This window comes from Halalkalibacter flavus (genome assembly GCF_036663575.1).
In the GTDB taxonomy this organism is placed as follows: Bacteria; Bacillota; Bacilli; order Bacillales; family Bacillaceae_D; genus Halalkalibacter; species Halalkalibacter flavus.
In genome coordinates this window covers 1-22,234 of record NZ_JAWRVK010000005.1, presented here as the reverse complement: position 1 = coordinate 22,234, position 22,234 = coordinate 1, and the positions used below count along the sequence as shown (strand labels likewise).

The following is a 22,234-nucleotide window of genomic DNA, read 5'->3' as shown; positions in this document are numbered from 1 at the left end:
ACGAGGACGCTCTGCTTTTTTTATATAGCTTGTTCTCGCAACTGATCAAAGTCAATTGGCTCATTATGATCTCGTAAATTAATAATCACCGACTCATCAATGACATGAAATTCATCAAGAACTTCTACTAAGTATCGAAACCTTGTTTGGAACCTTAGAATATCAAACGTTTCTTGATCTACTTGCACAATCATATCAATCCGCTCAATTTCTACTGATTCCATAACAGAATCTAAATCTACTCCTTGTAATTCGCTTAAATTCATTTGTTCAAGATGACTGCGAACAAGAGGCTTATACTTTTCATCGGAACCTCGAAACGATACTTCATAAGCTGCAACGATTTTCTTGTTTTCATTTTCTTCCAATTCCAGATCTACTTCCTCATCTTCATCAATAACTTCCACTTCTGTCACATCTTCTGCAAATACTACATCCACTTCTTTCATTAGAAATTCATGGCGATACGGCTTATAAATTGATAATAACGAAGATATATTTTCAAAAACTACGTCATCAAATTGTTCACGATCATTTGTTTCCCATGTAGCTCCTTGATGGTCTGGCAAAGAAAGCCATTCATCATCATTTAAATACATTTGAAATTGCAGAGGTTCCCGCAAATCGAGTAAGGACATTTCAATCGTTCCATACATTTCTAACGGCTCAAATTGTACATCTGCCTCCATCGTACTGCGAAATGTCTGCTGTTGAGCTCGCAAGCTTTGCGTCCTTGATAATGACACGGTTTCTAATTGTTCTAATTGGGCCAATCCTTCATCATAGACTTCTTCCGTTGAAATTGATTCACGACAACCTGTTAAGATGATTATGACCATAAGTATGATCCCTGCTGCTATCTTTCTTTTCATAATTATCTCTCCTATTATGACTACAAATAACTACAATTTACGCTAATTAATCACTCTTCCTATTGTACATAAATGGGTTATCCGAAAACAAGCGATATTTCATCTAAGAATGAATTCAAGCATAATCGCACCACAATACTACCAATTATTACAAATTTCTTTTCATTCTTTGACATTATTCTGTTACGAAACTGTAATATTCGACACTTCTTTCTTATGATAGACTAACAGAGTACATACTCGTAATAAATTGATATAAAACATACATATTGTAGAAATTTAGGAGTGATTTTCTTGTTTAGTAGAATAATGTTGACTCTCCTTGCCGTCATCTTACTAGTTACACTGTATCCTAGTAATCAGGTAAGTGCGTCGTCAACAGCAGACAAAGTCGTTGCAGTTGCCAAAGCACAAATCGGAGTTCCTTACAGATGGGGAGGAACAACACCAAGTGGTTTTGATTGTTCTGGATTTATGCGTTACGTTTATAATCAAGTTGGAATTTCGCTTCCACGCACAACTGCAGAACAATATCGTGTTGGGCAAAAAGTTTCTAAATCGAACCTACGACCTGGTGATCTAGTATTCTTTGAAACATATCAACCAGGAGCCTCACACTCTGGTGTATACATAGGTAACAATCAATTTGTACATGCCTCATCTTCAAATGGAGTGAGTACCTCTTCTATTAATGATCCTCATTACTGGGGCCCTCGTTATTTAGGCGCTAAACGAGTAATTGAAGAAAAACAGCCAACTGTTCAAGAAGCAAAGCCTGTTTCATTGCCAGCTGGTCAATATCATGATGTCGATAACTCTTTTTGGGCACATGACATGATTAAAAGACTTGGAGAAGCTGGAATCATTAATGGTTATAGTGACTTTACTTTTAAGCCAAACAATGAAATTACTCGCTCTCAAGTTGCGAGATTATTAGCAAGAGCTTTAGATTTAAAACCAACGAATTACTCTGGTGACTTTAGTGACGTTCATTCCAATACAAGTGGTTATGAAGAAATTCAAGCAGTAGTTGATGCGGGATTATTCAAAGGTGACTCAAATGGCAACTTCCGTCCTAATGATCCATTTACTAGAGCCCATATAGCGATTGTGTTTGATCGAGCATTTGATTTACCTGAAGCTGTGACAGCTGCTGGCTTTACTGATGTTCCTTCATCCTCAAATGCTTATGATGCAATCCAAAGATTAGCAGCAAGCGGAATTACAACTGGACATAATGACAACACATTTAGACCAAATAATTCAACAACAAGAGCACAGCTTGCCGTTTTCTTACACCGTGCATTATATGAATAATATATTTTAAAAGGGGATGTCTCAAAGGTCCGCAACAGAGGTGGCAATGGCTCCGTTCGCTACGCGCCGTGAGTGTGTACCCCACTCCTCTCAAGGCTTTTAAAAGATGTAGCGACTACGCTCATTGCTTCGAGGATATCCCAAAAGGTCAAAAGCAGACCTTTTGGGATATCCCTTTTTTTATTTCCAACGATACTCTCTCTTCTAATTTTTTGAAGTTTTAGGTATGATAGTAAAAGAGTCATCGTTACAAACGAATACGGGGAGGCTGTTCATGAAGGCAAAACCATTTATACTCTTAATGTTAAGTCTAGTTCTTTTACTAGGACTTGACCATGGAAAAGAAGTAGAAGAATACATTATTACATTTAACGATCACATAGATGAAGTAGTTTTAGAGAATGCACATATTGAGATTATTGAGAGCTTTGATTTATTTCCAGGTGTCGTTGTCCAAACGAGCCGTGACCAGCTTGATCAACTAATCTTACATTCTAGTATCCATACAGTTGAACCAAACATCCAATTAACATCAACTTCTTCCTCCTCAAAAAATTGGGGAATTGAACATTTAAATATTCCGCAGTCATGGGATTCTGGTTATTCCGGAAAAGGAGTAAAAGTCGCTGTCATCGATAGCGGTATTGCAACGAATCACTCTGCTCTTAAAGTGGCAGGTGGGGTATCCATGGTTAATTATACAAACTCTTACAACGATGATTTTGGACATGGCACTCACGCAGCAGGAATTATTGCTTCAACGGCTAGTAAGGCTCCTGGTGTTGCTCAAGGAGTTCAATTATATGCTGTCAAAACATTGGATCGAAATGGTATGGGACGGCTGAATGATACGATTCGAGGGATTGAGTGGGCTGTTAATAATGGAATGGATATTATTAACTTAAGCTTAGGTACCGATGAATCACATACGGCATTAAGGTCTGCAGTGGACGAAGCTCATGAGCGTGGGGTTATTATTGTTGCTGCTGCCGGTAACAAGCATAGCAACTTTGATAAGCCTATGCCTGTACAGTACCCTGCTCGATATGGAAGTGTTATTGCCGTATCTGCTCTTGATAAAAATAACAAGATTGCTAGGTTTTCTGCAACAGGTGCAGCCATTGAATTAACAGCACCTGGTGTAGATATTTACAGCACATATTTAAATAATCGTTATACACATATGGATGGGACGTCCATGGCTTCCCCATTCGTCGCTGGTGTCATTGCACTTTATAAAGAAGCGTACCCTAACGCTTCTAATATCGAAATTCGCAGGCTCGTCAGGAACAATGCACTTGATTTAGGAGCACAAGGACGTGACGAATTATTTGGCTTTGGACTCGTCCAGCCACCTATTAAGAAAGGTTCTACTGATCCTACTTTGCATTCTTTCAAAGATGTAAACATGAATTCATGGGCGGCTGAACATATTAGCTACTTATTTGAAAGAAACATTGTTACAGGATATGACAACAACCAATACTTCAAACCTCAAGATAAAGTGCGACGTGGACAAGCGGTTGCGATGATCGGTCGTTCCAGTAATTGGGATGGTACGCAAAGAAGTACAGAATTCCCTGATGTAAGACAAGACTACTTCGCCTCAGGATATGTCCTAGAAGCTATAAATAGAGGAGTGATATCAGGCTACTCAGATGGAACATTTGGACCTAATAACTTTATGACACGTGGACAAATGGTCAAGATTATTGGAAAAGCCTACAATTTAGAAGGTGATTATGTGAACACGTTCTCTGATGTAAGTGAAACAACAACAGGAGCAGAAGCGCTTCCTATCTTAGTTGAGCTTGGCATTGTCGGTGGATATCCTGACGGAACGTTTCAACCAAATAAGCCAATTTCCCGAATACAATTTGCTGTTATTATGGCAAGATTACTGAACGAGGATTTAAGGTTATAAAAAATGCTAGAGGCGGTATTACGTCTCTAGCATTTTTTATTTCTATACTTCCTCCGCCTCTGTTCTGGACTTTTAGGACAGCCCTTTTGCTTATGCTTTTCGCCTATAAACACCAGCACTCCCGACTGCTAAAGGTCTCAGGCTATAAGAAAATCGGTATCGAGACGACTGTTCAGTTCCTCACAATAAAAAAGCGCCTCTTATCAAGGCGCTTTTTCTTAGAGCTTCTATTAGCAACGTTTTTTATCGTCTACAAAAGCAGCTCCAACAATAATTAATAGAATGAACAGAACAACGATTAACGCAAATCCTGTTCCAGGGCGAGAATACGCACCTGCCACCTGTGGACCATAACCGCAACCATATCCGTATCCATAGCAGCTCATCTTTTCCCCTCCTTCCACCAGTTATGCTATATTGTATGTCCAAATAAAAAATTCGTTTAGATGAAAGTCACAGGGTTGAGAATTTTTTATAAAATTTCATCCTGCTAAAGACAAGCACTCCCTCCTTCCTTGTACATAAATTAGTAAAGAAAGGAGGATGAAACATGAGTAGTTGGATTTTCTTAATGTTAGCTTGTATTTTAGCAGGGTTCGCTTTATTAAACTTACCGTTATCAGGTACGTTTTTAGCTGGAATTGACCCAATTACAACAGTGATCGGTCTCCTAGCTGTATTGGTCTTCTCACTTTATCTCATTACTAAAGGCGTACTTTTTATTTTTCGAAAGCTATAAAGGAAACCCAGGCATATTGAGTTCGAGGGCACTGAAAAGGTACAAATCAACCTTTTTCAGTGCTCGATTAAGTAGCAATGGCTCCGCATGCTGCGCGCTTGCTATGGGAAACCCGTTCATAGCAGGCATTTTAAAAAAGGCAGCACTCCGCACATGGCTTCGAGGTCACTGAAAAGGTACAAATCAACCTTTTTCAGTGACCTCTATTGAGTTGCCTGGGTCTTTCCCTTTTCAACTATTTACAATTTCCCCCTCTACCTGCTCATTTTAAAAAAGTTTCATCCCTGCCTCTAAACATTTTCTCACTCTCACTTATATATACAAAGTGAGAGGAGGTGATACGATGCTAGTCGATTCTCGCTTGATTCTAAGTTTAGAAAACGGTCAAGACAACGAGGGCAACCCAATTCGAAGAACGAAGAGCTTCAACAACGTCAAACCAACGGCAACCGACCAACAGCTTACATCGGTTGCAACTGTGTTAGCTCCTCTTCAAGAGTGGGATGTAGTCTCTGTTGACCGTACGAACATTCACAGCTTGATGTAATTGATTGAAAAATGATTAGAAAGGAGGAAATACTTTGAGCAAACGACTTGAGTTAGTATTTGAAAATGAAATGGGTGGAAATGTTACTCTTTCGCTAGACAATCCTATCTACCCAGCGAATGCCGCTGCTGTTAGTTCAGCAATGGATACGATTGTCGCGCAAAATGCATTTGTATCTTCTGGCGGAGACATTGTCGCTAAGAAATCGGCGAGAATTGTTGATCGTACTGTTGAAGATATTGAAATTTAATGTGTAAGGAGAGGGAGGAACTTTTTTCCTCCCTCTTTATTTCGAAAGGAGGGTATTCATATGGATGCATGGCTGCCAGTTTTAAGTGAGTTTGGCTTTCCGGTCATTGTGACTCTCTACCTTCTTCACCGGATAGAGAACAAGCTCGACCTCGTCAACCAATCTATTTTAAAACTGCCAGAAAACTTGTACCAACAAACATATCGGGGAGTGGAGCAGAAGAAGATGATAGAGTAGCAGAAAGGATTACCTCAAACCTGCAGTCTACTGAATACTGAATCCGCTCGATGAGGAGCTTTTCTTTGCTCTGATTTGAGGGTTTGGGTCTTCATCTCTTTGATGAAGACCTGTTCCTTGCTCTATTTTGGGCGTTTGGGGCTTCATCCTCTTGGGCTAAAGAGCGAGTTCACGTTGTCAAACTCAGACGTAACAACATTTCCCTCAAGTTCTCCGAAATGCTCTTGAATAATAGTCATCAGAAGACTCCCCCTCTCTCTACTAAAAAAAGTTAATGAACTAACACCCAAGCGTTAGCTCATTAACTTGATCAATCATAATGATTCAATAAAACGTAGGAATGCTGCTGTTCCTGCATCATTTCGTTTAAACACGCCCGCATGCTCCAATATCATTGCAAATACTTTTCCTACTTCATCTTGTAAAATCGACGACACATTCTCTTCCGTCAGTTCAGAATGAGTCTCCTTAATTTTCAAAGCCCAATCAAGATGCTTCGCAATCCTCTCGTTGCGAGAAATAGCCGCCTCCGCATCACCTGTTGGCAATACGCTCGCAAGCTCCTCTAACTCTTCTTTCAAACGTCCCGGAAGCACGGCAAGACCCATCACTTCAATTAAGCCAATGTTCTCTTTTTTAATATGATGTACTTCAGCGTGTGGATGGAAGAGACCATCTGGATGCTCATCTGTTGTTCGGTTATTGCGCAACACCAAATCAATCTCAAACAATTCCCCGCGTCTGCGCGCAATTGGCGTGATCGTGTTGTGAGGTGTATCGCCTGTAAACGCATGAATCTCCGCATCGCGATCTTCATACTGGTTCCACTGAGCTAGCACGTAATCCGCTGCCTCAACGAGAGATTCACGTGACTCTCCTTGAAGACGAACGACCGACATCGGCCATTTCACAATTCCTGCTTGAACGTCTGGGAATTTTGCTACCGTAAAAGAATGTTCAATTGGCGCCTGTGCCATCGGGAAGTCATGGCTCCCGCCTTGGAAGTGGTCATGACTTAAAATCGACCCTCCGACAATCGGCAAATCTGCGTTCGAACCAAGGAAATAATGCGGAAACTGCTCCACAAACTCAAGCAACCTTGCAAACGTTTTTCGAGAGATTTTCATCGGTTCATGCTCACCTAAAAAGACAATAGCATGCTCGTTGTAATACACATAAGGTGAGAATTGTAAGTACCATTGTTCCTCTGTTAACGTCAGCGGAATGACTCGCAAGTTTTGACGAGCAGGATGATTTACCCTTCCAGCAAAACCGACGTTCTCCTTACATAGCAAGCACTCCGGATACGAGGTCGATGCAAGCTGCTTTGCTGCCGCAATCGCCTTCGGATCCTTTTCTGGCTTAGAAAGATTAATCGTAATTTCCATATCACCGTATTCCGTCGGTGCATACCAATGCTCATTTTTCGCAATTCGGTCTGTTCGAATGTAATGGACATCTTTTGAAAATTGATAAAAAGCTTTCGTTGCTTCCGTTGGGCTATTTGCCTCATATCGCTCATAAAAATCTTTGACAACCTCTGAAGGTCGAGCTGTTAAACAGCCCATGATTTTCGTGTCTAGTAGATCACGATACGTAACGGTATTTTCTTCAAGAATGTTGTGTTCTGCCGCCCAGTCTACTATTTCACTTAAGATCTCAACAGGCGTCTCTAACTCTTCGTCATTTACTTGAACTAGCTCTGCATCATCGATTCCTAATACTTGAAAGATTTGATTCCGGCTATAATCAAGGTCCCACTTCGAAATGAGACCCTTCTGTAATCCGAACTGTAGGAGTCGTTCAATTTGTTCATGAATGTGTACACTCATGTCTGACATCCTTTCTATTGTTTATTCACTGCAACCTCTTTATCGTAGCCTGTTGGGTTAGCCACATGCCACTTCCAAGCGTGCTCGACAATCATTTTCAATTCTGGGTATCGTGGCTGCCACCCTAGCTCTTGATTCGCTTGTTCTGCTGATGCAATTAGCGTTGCCGGGTCTCCCGCTCTTCTTTCTGAGACAGCAGCTGGAATCTCGTGACCTGTTACTTCTCTGCACGTTTCAATCACTTCTTTTACAGTAAAACCTTTCCCATTTCCTAAGTTGTAAATCGACGTTGTATTGTCGCGACGTAATTTTTCTAGTGCTAAATAATGAGCTTCTGCTAAGTCCATGACGTGGATATAGTCGCGGATGCAGCTGCCATCTTTTGTATCATAATCTTCACCGAAAATCTGCACCTGTTCACGCTGACCTAATGCGACTTGTAAAACGATCGGAATCAGGTGTGATTCAGGGGTATGGTCTTCTCCAATGCGGCCATCTGGATCTGCTCCAGCCGCATTAAAATAGCGCAAGCAAACTGACTTTAATCCGTATGCCGCGTCACACCAGCGGAACATTTTCTCCATCGCAAGCTTTGTTTCTCCATAAGGATTCGTTGGAATGGTCGGATCCGTTTCTTTAATTGGAATGTTTTTTGGCTCTCCGTAAGTCGCAGCTGTTGATGAGAAGACAATATGCTTTACTTCATGTTTCACCATTTGCTTCACAAGCGTGTGAGAGCCAATAACGTTGTTTTCATAATAATCTAGAGGCTTCTCAACACTTTCTCCGACTAAGGATGAAGCAGCAAAATGAACAACAGCTTCAATGGTATGTTTTTGAAAAATATCACTGAGAAGTGCCTCATCATGAATCGATCCTTGATAAAACGTAACCCCATCTAAAAGAGCTTGCTTATGGCCTTTTTCCAAACTATCTAACACTACAACATCCTCGCCCTTATCTAGAAAATAAAGGACCGTATGGCTGCCAATGTATCCCGCTCCACCTGTAATTAAAACACTCATTTACTTTTGCACCTCCAATTGACGTTCATGAACACCGTTTCCAGCTTCGCAAATATAAAATGTTGGTGTTAACCCTGTTTCCTTTTCATACTCTTTTGTCACTTGCTCTTTAAATGTATCAACAGCCTCTGCTTTGACAACACTTACGGTACACCCGCCAAAGCCCGCTCCCGTCATACGCGTGCCGACACAACCTTCTACTTTTCTTTGTGCTTCAAATAAGGCGTCAAGTTCTTTTCCTGTTACCTCATAATTTTCTTTTAACGATAGATGGGAACCGATCATTAATTTACCGAAAATAGCTAGATCGCCGTTTTGCAACGCTTCTTTCGCACCGTTTGTACGCTTGTTTTCTGTTACCACATGCTTCGCACGACGGTAAAGCAGGTCATCTTGGATCAGAGCTTCCATTTCCGGGAGATCTTCACTTGTTAGATCACTTAATGTTTGCGTGTCAGGCTTTTTCGTTTGAATTCTTCGTAACGCTTCCTCACATTGTGCTCTACGCTCATTGTATTTTGAATCAGCAAGACCTCTTCGCTTGTTTGTATTTGTAATGACGATTTTGTGGCCATGAAGCTCTAGAGGAACATCCTCAGCGTGCATCGTCATCGTATTTAAATAAATCGCATGCTTTTCTTTGCAAAGGCCAACAGCATATTGATCCATAATGCCGCTATTTACACCAATAAAATTATTTTCCATGCGCTGACAAAGCTTCGCTAAATCCACTCGTGAAATCGACGCATTGGCTAACTCTGCTAAACCATACGCTGTTACCATTCCGATTGAAGCTGAAGAAGAAAGCCCTGCGCCATTTGGGATTGTTCCTTCATACAGGATGTCTGCTCCCTTTAAGACAACGCCTTCATTTCTAAGTTCTTTGATAATTCCTTTTGGATAGTTGCCCCAGTCATCATCTTCTTCGTACGTTAATTCATCCAACGTAAAAGAAACTCGTTGTTCAAAATTCGTACTCGCTAAGTGGAACGTTCTATCCTCTCGCTCACGAACGACCATTTCCGTTCCGATCGTCAGCGCCGCAGGAAAAACATATCCGCCATTGTAATCTGTATGCTCTCCAATTAAATTCACACGTCCCGGAGCAAAAAATAAGCGCTTTTCTTTATCAGACGCAGGAAACAGCTGATCAAACTTTTCTAAAAGACTCGTTGTATTCCACATATGTGCACACCTCATTTTAGTGATTTTCTATCAAAAAGATAAACTTCATTAATTAATTTAATTAATTAAGATTGTATCATACTTTTAATAAAATAAAACCCTTTTATCAAAAGTATTTTGCAAGCGCTTAATCAGTGCGGAACTTGTGGGCTAAAAAGGTCCTTTAACACGAGCGTTGCTGCACCTATTACGGTTCCGTCATCGCCTAATTTTGATTGGATGATTTCCGTCTCACGCGCTTGAGATGTAAGCGCTCTCCGCTTAACAACCTCACGTAACGGCCCTAACACAAAGTCACCGGCTTTTGACACGCCGCCCCCGACGATAATTCGAGTTGGGTTAATTAAATTGATCAGATTCGTAACTCCTACCCCAATCGATCGCCCTGTTTCAGCTAAAAGTTGGATCGAAAACTCATCGCCCTCTTGTGCACATTGATAAATGAGCGCACCATTGATTTCATCTGGGTTGTGATCGGCTTTTTCTAACAGCTTCGCATTTCTCTCAGACTGCAAAGCATGCTCCCTGAGGACACCTCCACCCGCAATCGTCTGCAAACATCCGTAACTGCCACAAGAACATCGACTTCCGTTAATATCGACAATAATATGACCAAATTCCCCAGCGATACCATTTTGCCCATGGAACAGTTCATTGTTTAAAATGATCCCAGCACCAATTCCGACACCAATGTTAATACAAATGACATTATCGATTCCTTGGCCATTTCCAAACCACGCTTCCCCTAATGCTAAGGCACGAACATCGTTCTCAACAAAGGTTGGGATTTGAAATTGCTGTTCAACCGTATCTTTTATTGGAATTTCACTCAATTGAAAGTTTGGAGCAAAGACAGCGATGCCTTTGGTATGGTCCACAATCCCGTGCATCCCAATGCCAATTCCAATCACTTTTTCCTTTGATACCTTTGATTTTTTAATGACTGTATCAACAGCTGCTGTGATCGCCTCAAGCAACAGATCGTTCGTTAACTGCTTTGGGAGTTCTACCTCACACTTCGCTTGAATCGCTGCATTCAGATCCGTCACAATGGCACGAACGAAATGCCCTCCTACATCAATTCCAACAATAAATGAGTGTTGGTCATTAATCGTCAAAAGGATCGGTTTGCGTCCTCCCTGAGACGTGCCAACCTTGCTTTCTCTTACTAAATTGGCTTCGATTAATTCAGCAACAATATTCGTAACCGTCGGTGGAGTCAATTTCGTTTTCTTTGCTATTTCAGCCCTAGAAATTGGGCTATGAAGTCTAATTGTATTTAAGATTGTCGACTTATTTAATGTTTTCATCCACTGAAAACTTCCGGTCATTTGATTTCGTGACATTATCGTCCCTCCTTCTCTCACCATCTATTATAACTGTTTCGTTCCTAGTTAATAATCCCCAAATCTAGTTGAGGAAATAATAGTTATTTCCGGGGGTCAGACCCCTCTTTACTACGTTAAATCATTAAAACGACAAAAGAGAACTGATGTATTTCTCCAGCCCTCTTCATTTGATTATGTATTATATATTGGAAGATTCAATCAACCTTTTCCCCTAACAATCCATCCCAAGCGGCAAACGAATATGAAACGTTGTCCCTTTACCGACTTCACTTTCTACCTCTAATGATCCTTGATGGTTATTTTTTATAATGTTTTTCGTTACCATCATCCCAAGACCCGTCCCGCCTTCTTTTGTCGTAAAGAACGGTTCTCCTATTTTTTTAAGCTTCTCTTTTGGAATTCCTGGGCCATTATCGATGACTTGAATAAGAACATCTTTCTCATTTGTGTCTACTTTTATGATGATATTTCCGCCATTAACCATCGCTTCTGTTGCATTTTTTATTAGGTTTAAAAAGGCTTGCTTGATTTGATGTTCGAGGCACGAAATAATTGCTTCGTTAGAGTTCCATTCTGTATCAATTCGAATATTTTTCAAAATAGCTTGCGGCTCCATGAGCATGACGACTTGAGTAATGAGATCCTTTAAATCATGTTGAGTAAAATTAATGTCTTTAGGCTTTGAAAACATTAATAGCTCTTTAATAATCTTTTCGATCCGATTAAACTCTGAGTCCATGATGTCAAAATAATCTTCTCGTAATTGCTTGCTTTCTCTAATTAGCTGCACGAAACCTTTTAAAGATGTAATTGGATTACGAATTTCATGAGCAATCCCCACAGACATTTGTCCAACTAACGAGAGCTTCTCCCACTCAGCTAGCATTTGCTCTGTTTTCTTTTTCTCAGAAATATCCCTAAACGTAATGACGGTCCCGATAAACTCTCCCTTTTCCACCATCGGATTTACTGTGTATTCAACAGGAAAAGAAGTACCATCTTTCCTCCAAAAGATATCATCTTCGACAAAAATACTTTCACCACTATTTAACGCATGATAAACAGGACATTCAGTTAGAGGAACGTGCTCCCCTTGCTGATTCGTATGATGGATTAAGTCATGGAGATTTTGCTTCTCAAAATCAGTGATTAGAAAACCTGTTAATTGTTCAGCTGCCTTATTCCAAAAAATGACATTCGCCTGCAAATCAACTTCTCTATTTCATTTTTCAGTTTACACTCTGATAGGTTCTGATTTATTGACATAATCGTAATCGTATCCTTTTTTTTCTTTTTATTATAAATGATAGATTACAAAAAGTCGAAACTAGCTTAGATTCATAGTATGTTTACGAATTGAAGTGATGTGGTAGGTAATATATATAACTCAAATAGGGGGTTATCTTATGCAAAGTATCATGAAGGAACGTGCTCTAGCAAAGGTTGATAAGGAAATTTTACTAGATGCTCGCAATAAAGCAATGAAACTCCAATTGGATGAAGAGTTTATTAATTTGTTAAATCGAGAGCTTTATTTAAGAGAAAAAAAGACAAACTAAATAACATTTATAAACAAATGAGAGCTAGGCATCAAACGCCAAAGCTCTCATTTTTTATGAATCCTCGAAATACCTTCACCAAACCGTCTATATTCTGTATAATTAATGTATCAATGATGTTTAAAGACTTATTATTGTGGTATTCACCTATAGGACTCAATACCAAGGGGGATATATGATGAAGAACACTTTCACAAACAAAGGGTTAGGGAGGCTTGATCATGAAATTCTATTAGATGCAAGACAGAAAGCTCTCGCACTCCAATTAGACCCAAAATTTATTGAGTTAATAGAGAAAGAAATAGAACTCAGAGAAAAGTTATCTTCAAATAAATCTACAGAGAGAAAGCAAGAATCTTAGTTAATGCAGATTTTCGCTATAAATTTTTGTGAAAAAGCTCTATTCTTAAAAAAACCAAATAAACTATATTATCCCAGCGTACAAAGAGGTGATAATATGTTTCCTTGGCTTCAAGAAATGAGTCTTCATCCACATGTGCACCACAATCCAAGTCATGACAGACACTGGAACCCTTCTTACCAAGATCACCTATTGTTGCATTGGACTCCATGGAACCCTTGGTATCCACGTCGTCCATGGTGGTAGGTTTTACAAAGGAGGCTGTCTAAAAGCCAGTTACAGAGATGACAATGGCTCCGTTCGCTACTCGCCACGGTTCTGCACATGAATTAGGGGTTATCCCAAAGGTCAAATTTAGACCTTTTTTGGGATAATCCCTTTTTTGATCAGTAGTTATGATTGTAGTAATCCGGGAAATGTCCTGTCCCTTGTCCGAACGCATATCCATGATGCAAATGATACTCTTGATGATCCTTCTTTTTGGCGGGCTTTTGCTCAGCTAGCACCTCATTTTGAGGTTGCTGATATCCGTGATGCCATTGCTGCTGAGGATGTCCATAGTGGTACCCTGGATGATGTCCAACATGTCCATGCCCATAATGGACTGGATAAAAGCCCGGATGGTGCCAAATGTGCCCATGGCCATACCGTGCGGGTGCAACTGGGCCAAACCTGTGAAATGCATTTACAAACATATCATCACCTTTTCCTTAGAGCTTATATATCCTATTGAACAAGGACAGGATAAGAGCTTATCCTTTTGGAAATTAGGCATTAGTAGAAGTGCCAGCTTGCCACTCTTGATGATTCTACAACAATCTCAGAAACTCTAAAATACGGATCGTAAACATTGTAAAACTCTACAAGAAGAATGTAGATATCGTGGATTCGCTATACTTTTTTCACCAATCGAATAAGATATAGAGACAATACCACCTCTCCTTTTTGGTGAGGGCACTGAAAAAGGTTGGGTTTTACCTTTTTAGTGCCCTCTATGCAATGTGCGAAGCCGTTGCCATGTTTTAATTAAGCCTTCTATGAGTGGGTTTCTCATAGAAGGCGCGCAACGTGCGAAGCCATTGCTACTTAATCGAGCCACTGAAAAAGGTACGGCTTTAACCTTTTTCAATGGCCTTTTGGGGAGGTGTTTATATAGATCAATTCAGGGTAATAAAAAAATAGATTACGAGCGCTCCTAATCAATTCAACAAAGGTGTGATTGGTATGGACAATAATAAAAATGAAACAAGACATTCTAATAATAAAAAGCCTTGGTACAATCAAGGCTGGATGTGGCTCATTGTAGCTGCAGTTGGGATTGGTGTTCTGTTTTTCGCTCTTTCTGGCTTAACGGATGAAGTCTCTAATATGAACGAGTCAATCCAAGACCAAACAGAGGCCATTGAAGAACAAACACAAGTAACAGAATCGATCAAAGAAAGCATGGACAATCTCATTACGACCATTCAAGATGCTGTAAATAGATTAACAGGAGCGAATAGTTAACGTTTAACCAAAATTGATCGGAAAACAGGAGTGGCAGATGCTCGCTCCTGTTTTTTCTATGAGTCTGCTTGATACTGTCCAATTTCTGCGTTTACTATCCAATCCTGCTACATCCAATCCTCAACATTTACTGTCCAAACAAGTCGATTTACTGTCCGCTCCCCCAAAAAACCACGCAAAAAAACAAGAGCATGTTCATCCCCATGCTCTCGCTCCTTCTCCACTGCTATCTATTTATTTTTGAAAAAACACCGTAAACGTCAAAGCAAGTAACGTGAAAATTCCCGGATTTCTAAGTGTGTTCGTCATTTGAATAACCTCCTGAATGTTCATCTCTTTTGGATAACTTCATACTACCAAGCATCCAAAAAGCTGTAAGCATTCATGTCAGGTTATTTACCAATAAATATGTATTCTAAATACAGGTTATAACAATCCTTACTCGACCACACTCATATCAAACCCTCGCTCCGTTACATATCCCTCAATAGAATGCACGTTCAACCCTTTAGCTAGCGCCTCTGCTTCCGCTTCAAAATAATCATCCACATACTTGTAATCATCATACAAATAAGCGACTCGCGCTAAGCCCTCACGTAAAAGCACCTCCTGCACATTCACACCATCTACAGTGAAGATATGACCAAGCAACCTATCATACCGGTCAAAATCAGCATTTTCATCGATCTCAATAACGACATACCCACTTTTCAATAATTCCTGAACACGCTCAGTGCTTTCTCTTCCATAAAGCTGCTTCACATTCGTATCCTCTGGAGTATCTACTGCTAAAAATCTCACTCGTACAGAAGGACCAACTTCAGACAGCTCCTTAACTAAGTCGAGATCACTAACATAATCCAAGTTTACATCTTTAATACGAATGGTGTCCCCATCTACTACTCTCTCAACGCTTGCAAAAATCCAATCACTCTCAAAAAAAGAAGCATCATCGGCCACAATTTCTACTGGTAGTTCCCTTTCCACCGGTGCACAAGCACTAAGTAATAGAGCGAACGACAAGAACAATATCTTCCTTTTAAACATTTTCCTATCCCCTTTTAAATGAATGCCTGCTTTATTATATCAAACAAAAAAGGAGCTCTACACTAGTACTTGATTTTAAGTACTCATCAGAGCTCTCATCTTAGTATTCTACATCACCGGTGAGCTTTTTCTATCGCTTGAGATAAAACTGCAACTTCCTCGACCTTCAATTTCCGTTTCAGCTTCTCTTCAAAATAAACCTTCATATTCTCCAAAATCGTCTTGTTAGTCATTTCCCTCACCTCACTGTCATCATAACAGCACCTTGTCTCGCAATCATCATGTATGGCATATAATTTACCTAATTTACAGAATCTACATACAATCTATCAAAAATCGACAAAACTCGGGTGGTGCCAGTGCACTCCCTAGGCAACAGCTACAAAAAACTGTAAAATAAAGTAGACTTATCATATCGACTCACATGGGGGATTTATATAATGAGGTACCATTTAGAACTAGTAAGGAGTTTAGTAGAACCAGATACAAAGGTTGACCAGTTATCAATTGCAGAAGAGATCCCTCTTAACCTAGGGAAAGTAGTATTCATTCTCTTCCTAGGGGTATCCGTCTCGATCGTACAAGCTTACTACGGCTTACATACGTCAGGCATTTCTCACGTCATTACTAATTATACTGCGAGCCAATTTGAGTTAGCCAAACTGATGATTGGACTAGGCGGAGTGTTAGATGCGCTCGTATCGCCCCTCGCCTACTTGATGTTCACAAGTGTATGGTTTTGGGTGTTCTTAGATGAAACACATTATCGACAAGCCTTTGTCGTATCAACCATTAGCATCTTCATTCTTACTATCGGAAACATAGCGCTGCTGCCTTTTGAAGTTTTGCTCGGAGTTCAATCAGCTACGTCTCCCTTTGCTTTAGGTGTTCTTGCTCATTTGTGGACAACAAATGAATACTATATTCACTTTTTTGGGCAACTCTCATTATTTTTCATAGCGGCAATGATTTACCAAATCTATGCATTTTCAAAAATAGCTTACACGAGGAAATGGTTCTTAATTGTTATAACCGTGTTAGCTCATCTCATCATGATTGTCACATCAGTATTTTTATTATTTCTATCAAACTTTCTTAGCGTTGATTTGATGTAAAGGTGGTCACAACTAGTGAAAAAGTGGAAAGTAAATGTCATCGTTTTTGCTTGTGTCTTATTGATTTCAGTTAATGTCTTTCTCATTGTCGGGAGTGAAAGTAAAATTCCACGCTTACAAATTGTTGATGAAATTCTATCACCAACTGAACGCGACCTCGTTGAATCAACCGAGAAACCAGGTATTATTTTATCTACGAATGAAGAGCATATTTACTTTAATGAAAATATCGGTTCAATGGGTGATCTTTATGTAGTAGAGGGACAAGAAGTTCATGTTGGAGATATTCTATTTACTTATGAAAACATTGAAATTGAATCTACCGAGCAAGAATTACAGTCAAAAATTGATCAGATTGATTTGAAAACATCTCAGCTATCAGAAGAGATTTGGACAATTACATCAATCAAAAACAGGCTCGAACAACAAAATTATCAATTCGATGATGAAGCAGAAGAAGAACTTACAGCATTTCAAAATCAACAAATAGACCAATATGAAGTACAAATTTTACAAAAGCAACACCAAATCGAAGCGCTCGAATTTGAAAGGGATATCCATCAACAATCCCTCCTCGCGCTAAATAGCCAACAATATGAATTAGAGGTGACCAGTCCAGTAACGGGAATCATCAAAGAAGTGAACACCCAGCAAAACGCACCACTACTGACCATTGTCTCTAGCACATTACTAGCCCAAGGGGAGCTAACACAGGCAGAATCTCAAGAGATTCATGAAGGGTTGAGAGTTGAAATCACAGGACATAATCAAGAACCAATTAACGGGATCCTCTCGCGGATTTCCAACCTACCTGCAAAAGAACCCACACTTGATAAAGAAACTACCTACCCTTTTTATGTAGACTGGGATATGGAAGAGCAAGATGACGGACTAAAGGTTGGATACCATGTGTATCTCAATATTATTCAAAATGAAATTCATAGCGCAATCACAATACCTGAGTCTAGCATCTTAGTAGAGAATGATGAATATTCTATCTTCATTATTGAAGACGGCCTTCTCGAACAACGCCATATTGAATTAGGGATGTCGCAAAATAACCATCAACAAGTCACAAGAGGGGTTGTGTTAAGAGAGCGGCTTGTATCAAACCCTTCTGGTATGCTGGATAACAACCCGTTTGTTACGAAATTGCAGGTACAAGAAATTGATGAAACGGCACAGTTAGCTTTTAGGAAGAAAACACTGTTAACTTTGATGTTACAGGGGTTTGTTCAATAGTGGTTTCCTACAAGTTGAAAGGTACCATAATAAAGTTGCAATAGCTAAAAACCGCACGGGATGAAAGACCCATGCGGTTTTCCTATTCCTACTGATATTCCGTAATCCCATACCTCTTCCCATCTCCAACATTTCCGTTTACGTAAAAATCTAGGTCATGCATAATTTTATGAGCTAGTCGTACCCCTTCTACATCACTTCCATCTAATGCTTTCTGAATGGCCTGGATCGTTCTTTTTGCATCTTTACGTCGATCATCATTCGTTTCTATCTCTAACATCGTTTCAAGATCTTCAACAATTCCTTCAAGCCGAGGTTCATTACGCCCCCAAGAAAACCCACGGTAGCGATTCCACCCTACTAATTGGTTTAACTCTTGATGTACCGCTGCAATGATCTCTCCTGAACCGCTCTCTGTCTCTTCATCATTAGACAGATCCGATTCCTCTCCCCCTTCTTCATGACTAACTGTAATCACCTCTACAGCTTCTTCCTGTTCAAGATATTCCTCAATAGTCTCCTCACCTTGACTAACAGAATACCAATTTACGGCAATGACAACACCGAACATTGCAATTAAGGAATATACTAAAATAAACGCAACCTTTTTACTTTTCATCATAAGCTCCTTTCATTACCTCAACTCAACTAATCTATTTTTTCTCTAGCTTACAGATTATCAACCTTTTATTTAAAAAGGGTTGGCTCTTACGCAACATCTTCAGAGTACCATATGTAAAGAAACATTTTTGCTATTTCTGTCGATTCGAGAAGAAACAATTCACTCAATTACCTCCTACTAGAGACTAGGTCCCTTCCTTTGACGTAATTTGAAAGTGTTTGGATTCACTTTTTTTGAAATTTTTCCAAAAAAATAAAAGCCTTTTTGACAAGGCTTTTGATAATCGATATTTATTTAAGCTTATACTTCTCCTTCAATGATTCTGGAGCCATTTTCACCATGCGTTCAAAGATAAATGTTGCAATAACAATGTCATCTAGAATCCCGAAAAACAGGATAAAGTCCGGAATGAGATCAATTGGAAAAAGAGCATACCCGATGATCAATAGCACTCCAATCCACTTTTTACTAACAGAAACCTCTTTTGATAAAAAATAGTCTTTCAAAAAAGGAGCAAACTTCCACACTTTAAAAATAAATGTTAATCTCTTTAACACCTTCCGCAACTGCCTCACCAACTTTCTATCTATGCCTAGGTTATCATAAAAAACAAAGCAAGAGCATGATTCATCAGCTCTTGCTAAAAAGGCTCCTTATCGTACTGACTTCGCCCCTAAATAACGTGGTTTCCAATACGAATTATTCATATCTGCAATTATAACACCTGCGCTTGATCGGGCGTGAATAAATTGATTGTTGCCAATGTAAATACCAGCATAACTCCATTAAATGAACAGCCTATAATAACCAAAAAACTTCCAATTAAATTACATATTTGGGATTTCATAAGAGATACTTATAAACAAACTAACGTTTAGGAGGATAAAATGAGACAAAGACATAAACAGATTGCATTAATTCTAATTATTCTATTACTTAATCTTTACCTCCGAACATGGAAGGGTCTCTCGAAATACTACAAAAGTATGCTGTACACAAGCTTTATTAATGCTCTTTATTATTATATTTTTAAAAGAAATCTTCTTTGGGAATTCAAACCTGGAGGGATGAACTGGAGGCTTTTAAGAAAAATACATACGTTTTTTCTCTCACCTGTCTTAGTGCTCCTATTCTTATCACGATTTCCCACATCGTTTATAAATCAGGTCATCTATACGATGAAGTGGGTATTAGCATCCAGTTTCGCTGAGTATTTTTTAGAGAAGAGAAAAATGATTCGATTTAAATACGGTTGGAATGTCATTTGGTCAGGACTGATCTATTTACAGATGTATCTATTTAGTTATTTCTTTCTAAAAAAACCTGTAATGGTATGGGCTCTTTCATTTTTTTCTGTTCTGTTTTATATGACAGTATTTAAAGTCCCGTTAACTGGGCGGTTATTGAGAGGTCCTTATTTGTTATTTATCAGGAAGAAAAAGTACCCCCTCATGGATAATTTCAAAACATGTATTTATCCATACTATTCTTATCTATTACAGGAGTTAAAACGAAAGCCTTGTTAACCCTTCTGAAATACAGGATATCATCTTTATACAAGTTTCAACATATAACGACGAAAGTAGAATAATCCATACTAAATTGTTATGTAAGGGGGAGGTGTATGAATCAATATATTAATGTTGGAACAAACATAGAAACGTTTATCCTATTGGGGATCATTAGCATTGGAGTCATTGGATTAATTCTATTTTCTTTATTAGATTGGAAACGGTACGGGTTGTTGTTTTTACTAAGTGCCAGTGTGGGAAATATTTTATGTTTACTATTTGTGGAATTGGGATTTTACTCGTATCCTTACCGCCTATTTCCCAAACTTGCAACCATGCCTGTAATCACTATAACAGCTAGTTTTCCGTTACTTGTTTTGATTTGTGTTAGGTACAGTCCAAAACTTTGGATGTGGAAAATCCCCTTTTATTGGACCGTTATCCATATAGGAGTGTTTTTTGAAACCCTCCTTTTAACGAACACACGTATTATTGAATTCAATTTCAAATGGAATCTTTGGGACTCTTATACATGGTGGTGGATTTATTTCTTACTTTTTGAATGGATTGGTGGAAAAATTATACCCGAACATTTACGAAAACCAATAAGCATTCAAAATTTACAATACGGTAAAATAGGGTGGTTTCTTATCCATTTCATACTTATTATTACTATATTTCTTGCTGGTTACTATTTGGGTACCTTAAAATAAATATGACCATAAAAAACGCAATGGGCCCATATGACTCCATTGCGCTTTCTAAGGTTTTTATCCTGCTCCAACCTATACCTCAAATTTATAACCAACGCCCCAAACAGTACGGAGCACATCACAACCTGTTGTTTTTAATTTATTTCTAATCTTCTTTATATGCGCATCGACAATTCGAATATCACCTAAAAAGTCGTATCCCCAAACATGTTCAAGCAATGTCTCGCGTGTATACACATTTCCAGGGGCCTTTGCTAAGTGTACTAGTAAATCAAATTCCTTTGGCCGTAAAGTCACTTTCTCACCTTTATAGATCACTTCTCTTCGATCCACATCAATCTTAAACTCTCCATAATCATACGTGTAGCTTTGTTCTTTAACACTTTCATTACTTAAAGGTTCCACTCTTCTTAAAATCGCCTTAATCCTAGCAACCAATTCTCTTGGACTAAATGGCTTAATTATGTAATCATCAGCTCCTAGCTCTAATCCAAGGACTCGATCCAATTCATCCCCGCTTGCGGTTAACATGATAATCGGGACATTAGAAACTTTTCTAATTTCACGACAAACATCATACCCATCCATTTCAGGCATCAAAATATCCAGTATGACCATGTCGAATTGTTTTTCTAAAGCTAAATCCAGTGCATCTTTGCCATTCTCAGCCTCAATTACGTTATATTTTTGCTTTTTTAAATAATGATGAATGATTCCTCTAATATTATCATCATCATCGGCTACCATAACATTTAGCAAATAAAACCTCTCCTTTAATTCCTCGTATTCTATTGGAATCTTTCTAAGAAGCTTTTACACATATACAAGGTAGCATTAACAATTAACACGTTTCAAGGGACATAAGTTTGAAACTCAGTCCTATCTTCTTTCCACTTTAAGAAAAGAGGAACCATTTCGGTCCCTCTTTAGTCTCACCTATTTCAAGAAAGAAAGGAAGTTCGTATAACCCGTTTTCAGTCTCTCATAATAACCAAACAACTTATCAAACGTACCTTCATATTGCACGTTAGCATTTGCATTTGCCTCTGTCTCCGAGTCAAGCTCGACTCCAGCATTAGCATCTGTTGGTTCTTCAGTTTCTGTTGTAGCTCCATCATTTACTGAATCAATCTCTTCTGTTCCTTTTTCAACTTCTGTTGTCACTTCATCGATTACTAGCTCTACCTCTTCGATTCCTTCTTCTACTTCTGTTGTCACTTCATCGATTACTAGCTCTACCTCTTCGATTCCTTCTTCTACTTCTGTTGTCACTTCATCGAT

Annotated in this window: 27 protein-coding genes and 1 pseudogene; 14 read left to right on the top strand and 14 right to left on the bottom strand. The window is 39.1% G+C overall.

From position 1 onward, the window contains the following. Positions 1 to 20 precede the first annotated feature (20 nt). Entirely contained in the window at positions 21 to 872 is an 852-nt protein-coding gene (locus SAY88_RS04770) for a DUF6612 family protein (RefSeq protein ID WP_332629790.1), read from the bottom strand. A gap of 294 nt (positions 873 to 1,166) precedes the next feature. On the opposite strand from SAY88_RS04770, the gene SAY88_RS04765 reads away from it, so the two are divergent. Both SAY88_RS04765 and SAY88_RS04760 read left to right on the top strand, forming a co-directional pair. Then, the gene (locus SAY88_RS04765) at positions 1,167 to 2,189 is read left to right on the top strand and encodes a C40 family peptidase (protein ID WP_332629788.1); all 1,023 of its coding nucleotides are present in this window, start codon (positions 1,167 to 1,169) and stop codon (positions 2,187 to 2,189) included. A 274-nt stretch (positions 2,190 to 2,463) separates the two neighbouring features. Further along, a complete protein-coding gene (locus tag SAY88_RS04760; RefSeq protein WP_332629786.1) occupies positions 2,464 to 4,113 on the top strand; it encodes a S8 family peptidase in 1,650 nt (549 codons plus the stop codon). 230 nt (positions 4,114 to 4,343) lie between these two features. On the opposite strand, the gene SAY88_RS04755 is transcribed toward SAY88_RS04760, so the two are convergent. Beyond that, the gene (locus SAY88_RS04755) at positions 4,344 to 4,499 is read right to left on the bottom strand and encodes a YjcZ family sporulation protein (RefSeq protein ID WP_332629784.1); all 156 of its coding nucleotides are present in this window, start codon (positions 4,497 to 4,499) and stop codon (positions 4,344 to 4,346) included. Between the two features lie 164 nt (positions 4,500 to 4,663). Between SAY88_RS04755 and SAY88_RS04750 the strand changes: the two genes are divergently transcribed. From SAY88_RS04750 to SAY88_RS04735, 4 genes are all read left to right on the top strand, one after another. Continuing rightward, positions 4,664 to 4,852 (top strand): hypothetical protein, encoded by a 189-nt coding sequence (locus SAY88_RS04750; protein WP_332629783.1) that lies wholly within the window; start codon positions 4,664 to 4,666, stop codon positions 4,850 to 4,852. A gap of 343 nt (positions 4,853 to 5,195) precedes the next feature. Next, the gene (locus SAY88_RS04745; RefSeq protein WP_332629781.1) at positions 5,196 to 5,399 is read left to right on the top strand and encodes a DUF1659 domain-containing protein; all 204 of its coding nucleotides are present in this window, start codon (positions 5,196 to 5,198) and stop codon (positions 5,397 to 5,399) included. Positions 5,400 to 5,433: 34 nt separating this feature from the next. Next, entirely contained in the window at positions 5,434 to 5,649 is a 216-nt protein-coding gene (locus tag SAY88_RS04740) for a DUF2922 domain-containing protein (protein WP_332629779.1), read from the top strand. Between the two features lie 60 nt (positions 5,650 to 5,709). Continuing rightward, positions 5,710 to 5,886: a YvrJ family protein gene (locus SAY88_RS04735; RefSeq protein WP_332629777.1), complete on the top strand. Its 177-nt coding sequence runs from the start codon at positions 5,710 to 5,712 to the stop codon at positions 5,884 to 5,886. Between the two features lie 314 nt (positions 5,887 to 6,200). Here the strand turns inward: SAY88_RS04735 and galT are convergent, their stop codons facing one another. The 5 genes from galT to SAY88_RS04710 form a co-directional block, all read right to left on the bottom strand. Then, the gene (gene galT / locus SAY88_RS04730) at positions 6,201 to 7,718 is read right to left on the bottom strand and encodes a UDP-glucose--hexose-1-phosphate uridylyltransferase (protein ID WP_332629775.1); all 1,518 of its coding nucleotides are present in this window, start codon (positions 7,716 to 7,718) and stop codon (positions 6,201 to 6,203) included. Between the two features lie 14 nt (positions 7,719 to 7,732). Next, on the bottom strand, positions 7,733 to 8,743 hold the full coding sequence (galE, locus tag SAY88_RS04725; RefSeq protein ID WP_332629774.1) for a UDP-glucose 4-epimerase GalE: 1,011 nt from the start codon (positions 8,741 to 8,743) through the stop codon (positions 7,733 to 7,735). After that, positions 8,744 to 9,928, bottom strand: coding sequence for a galactokinase (locus SAY88_RS04720; protein WP_332629773.1), 1,185 nt, complete (start codon positions 9,926 to 9,928; stop codon positions 8,744 to 8,746). Positions 9,929 to 10,059: 131 nt separating this feature from the next. Further along, complete coding sequence (locus SAY88_RS04715) at positions 10,060 to 11,274, bottom strand: ROK family transcriptional regulator (protein WP_332629771.1); 1,215 nt, start codon at positions 11,272 to 11,274, stop codon at positions 10,060 to 10,062. A 214-nt stretch (positions 11,275 to 11,488) separates the two neighbouring features. Further along, a complete protein-coding gene (locus tag SAY88_RS04710; protein ID WP_332629769.1) occupies positions 11,489 to 12,484 on the bottom strand; it encodes an ATP-binding protein in 996 nt (331 codons plus the stop codon). A gap of 199 nt (positions 12,485 to 12,683) precedes the next feature. Between SAY88_RS04710 and sda (SAY88_RS04705) the strand changes: the two genes are divergently transcribed. The 3 genes from sda (SAY88_RS04705) (at position 12,684) to SAY88_RS04695 (ending at position 13,443) form a co-directional block, all read left to right on the top strand. Beyond that, complete coding sequence (gene sda / locus SAY88_RS04705) at positions 12,684 to 12,836, top strand: sporulation histidine kinase inhibitor Sda (RefSeq protein WP_332629767.1); 153 nt, start codon at positions 12,684 to 12,686, stop codon at positions 12,834 to 12,836. A gap of 175 nt (positions 12,837 to 13,011) precedes the next feature. Continuing rightward, positions 13,012 to 13,197: a sporulation histidine kinase inhibitor Sda gene (sda, locus tag SAY88_RS04700; protein ID WP_332629765.1), complete on the top strand. Its 186-nt coding sequence runs from the start codon at positions 13,012 to 13,014 to the stop codon at positions 13,195 to 13,197. A 96-nt stretch (positions 13,198 to 13,293) separates the two neighbouring features. Further along, a complete protein-coding gene (locus tag SAY88_RS04695) occupies positions 13,294 to 13,443 on the top strand; it encodes a hypothetical protein (protein WP_332629763.1) in 150 nt (49 codons plus the stop codon). Positions 13,444 to 13,583: 140 nt separating this feature from the next. Here the strand turns inward: SAY88_RS04695 and SAY88_RS04690 are convergent, their stop codons facing one another. Further along, entirely contained in the window at positions 13,584 to 13,892 is a 309-nt protein-coding gene (locus SAY88_RS04690) for a hypothetical protein (RefSeq protein ID WP_332629762.1), read from the bottom strand. 529 nt (positions 13,893 to 14,421) lie between these two features. Here SAY88_RS04690 and SAY88_RS04685 point away from each other — a divergent pair. Next, a complete protein-coding gene (locus tag SAY88_RS04685) occupies positions 14,422 to 14,703 on the top strand; it encodes a hypothetical protein (protein WP_332629760.1) in 282 nt (93 codons plus the stop codon). Between the two features lie 438 nt (positions 14,704 to 15,141). On the opposite strand, the gene SAY88_RS04680 is transcribed toward SAY88_RS04685, so the two are convergent. Beyond that, the gene (locus SAY88_RS04680) at positions 15,142 to 15,750 is read right to left on the bottom strand and encodes a thermonuclease family protein (protein ID WP_332629758.1); all 609 of its coding nucleotides are present in this window, start codon (positions 15,748 to 15,750) and stop codon (positions 15,142 to 15,144) included. A 440-nt stretch (positions 15,751 to 16,190) separates the two neighbouring features. On the opposite strand from SAY88_RS04680, the gene SAY88_RS04675 reads away from it, so the two are divergent. Together SAY88_RS04675 and SAY88_RS04670 are read left to right on the top strand one after the other, a co-directional pair. Then, positions 16,191 to 16,865, top strand: a complete 675-nt coding sequence (locus SAY88_RS04675; RefSeq protein WP_332629757.1) for a hypothetical protein — start codon at positions 16,191 to 16,193, stop codon at positions 16,863 to 16,865. Between the two features lie 15 nt (positions 16,866 to 16,880). Next, a complete protein-coding gene (locus tag SAY88_RS04670) occupies positions 16,881 to 18,107 on the top strand; it encodes an efflux RND transporter periplasmic adaptor subunit (protein WP_332629755.1) in 1,227 nt (408 codons plus the stop codon). Between the two features lie 88 nt (positions 18,108 to 18,195). Here the strand turns inward: SAY88_RS04670 and SAY88_RS04665 are convergent, their stop codons facing one another. The 3 genes and pseudogenes from SAY88_RS04665 to SAY88_RS04655 form a co-directional block, all read right to left on the bottom strand. Further along, on the bottom strand, positions 18,196 to 18,726 hold the full coding sequence (locus SAY88_RS04665; RefSeq protein ID WP_332629754.1) for a hypothetical protein: 531 nt from the start codon (positions 18,724 to 18,726) through the stop codon (positions 18,196 to 18,198). Between the two features lie 293 nt (positions 18,727 to 19,019). Then, positions 19,020 to 19,286 carry a YkvA family protein gene (locus SAY88_RS04660; protein WP_431308837.1) on the bottom strand — a complete coding sequence of 89 codons (267 nt, stop codon included), beginning with the start codon at positions 19,284 to 19,286 and terminating at the stop codon, positions 19,020 to 19,022. A 96-nt stretch (positions 19,287 to 19,382) separates the two neighbouring features. After that, positions 19,383 to 19,511: pseudogene (locus SAY88_RS04655) on the bottom strand (NlpC/P60 family protein); the annotation flags it as partial. Between the two features lie 105 nt (positions 19,512 to 19,616). On the opposite strand from SAY88_RS04655, the gene SAY88_RS04650 reads away from it, so the two are divergent. Together SAY88_RS04650 and SAY88_RS04645 are read left to right on the top strand one after the other, a co-directional pair. After that, positions 19,617 to 20,255, top strand: a complete 639-nt coding sequence (locus SAY88_RS04650) for a CBO0543 family protein (RefSeq protein ID WP_332629752.1) — start codon at positions 19,617 to 19,619, stop codon at positions 20,253 to 20,255. 98 nt (positions 20,256 to 20,353) lie between these two features. Continuing rightward, positions 20,354 to 20,953 carry a CBO0543 family protein gene (locus tag SAY88_RS04645; protein WP_332629750.1) on the top strand — a complete coding sequence of 200 codons (600 nt, stop codon included), beginning with the start codon at positions 20,354 to 20,356 and terminating at the stop codon, positions 20,951 to 20,953. A 72-nt stretch (positions 20,954 to 21,025) separates the two neighbouring features. On the opposite strand, the gene SAY88_RS04640 is transcribed toward SAY88_RS04645, so the two are convergent. After that, positions 21,026 to 21,700 (bottom strand): response regulator transcription factor, encoded by a 675-nt coding sequence (locus SAY88_RS04640; protein WP_431308839.1) that lies wholly within the window; start codon positions 21,698 to 21,700, stop codon positions 21,026 to 21,028. 189 nt (positions 21,701 to 21,889) lie between these two features. Beyond that, on the bottom strand, positions 21,890 to 22,234 hold a 345-nt coding region (locus tag SAY88_RS04635; RefSeq protein ID WP_332629746.1), incomplete at its 5' end, for a hypothetical protein.